The 1,035-nt window shown below is 33.3% G+C and carries 1 protein-coding gene and 1 rRNA gene; one reads left to right on the top strand and one right to left on the bottom strand.

Features of this window, described 5'->3' with window-relative positions; translation table 11 throughout:
• Positions 1-466 precede the first annotated feature (466 nt).
• The gene (locus B9A22_RS24855) at positions 467-817 is read left to right on the top strand and encodes an ASCH domain-containing protein (RefSeq protein WP_084578594.1); all 351 of its coding nucleotides are present in this window, start codon (positions 467-469) and stop codon (positions 815-817) included.
• Positions 818-860: 43 nt separating this feature from the next.
• Here the strand turns inward: B9A22_RS24855 and rrf are convergent.
• A 5S ribosomal RNA gene (gene rrf / locus B9A22_RS24860) occupies positions 861-977 on the bottom strand.
• Between the last annotated feature and the right edge of the window lie 58 nt (positions 978-1,035).

Below are 1,035 nucleotides of genomic sequence, written 5' to 3' on the forward strand. Positions count from 1 at the left end.
GAGACAGGCACATGTTCAAAGTCACACAGTGACTACATTATATTGAAGCCATTTAATGGCTCATTTAAATCAAAATTGTTTTTGGTTTGTGTCTTGCGACACGCACGCACATCTGGCATTTTTTATGATGCATTACTTTACATTGTTCAGTTTTCAGGGAACGGTTGTTGTCGTTTCACATTGCTGCTGAATTCGACAGCTTTTATATATTAGCACGTTTGTTTTAACATGTCAACATAATATTTTTGAAGTTTTATATTGCCGCTAACAGCAACTTTTATATAATATCACTAAAGAAATATTACGTCAACTGTAATCTTTTGTATGTTGGTTAAATTGCCTTATAATCATGATTTCTCTATGATAAAAATAATATAATTTATTCTTTTCCTTTGATAAACTATCAATTTAGGCATATAATGTCTATATAAAGTAATCATCTATAAAGTACCCAAGGAGGGAATTTATGTTTGCACTTAACTTTCAGTCACCAAATCATGAAAAATTATTAATTAGTCGTCAAAAAAATTGTACTATCCGTTTAGGTGATATGAGAAGTACCTATCCGGAAAACTCAGTAGTTTGGGTAACAGTCGGTGAAAAGTTTAAGACTAAACGGAAGCTATATCCCTCTATGATTGATCGGGTACTAATAAAGAAGTTTTCTGACCTTACTACACATGATTTGGATCATCAAAACCCTGAAATTAAGTCTGTAGAAGAATTACTTGTTTTTTTCGAAAAGATTTATCAGAAGTCAATCCATTCAGATGACACTGTAACTGTAATTTATTTTTCGGAAATAATTGAAAAATAAGAGTTAAATAAAAAAAGCACTCATCTGAGTGCTTTTTTTATTTAACCAGCAACTTCCTAATCTCCCAGGCCGTTTCCAGCCAAGTACCTTCGGCGTTTATGGGCTTAACTACTGTGTTCGGTATGGGAACAGATGGAACCCCACAGCTATCGTCACTGGATGTAAGGTGAACATCCGGTTAAGGTATATTCCCTAAAAACTTCACAGAAGAAAAGCAT

The sequence above is a fragment of the Sporomusa malonica genome, assembly GCF_900176355.1.
GTDB classification, from domain to species: Bacteria; Bacillota; Negativicutes; order Sporomusales; family Sporomusaceae; genus Sporomusa; species Sporomusa malonica.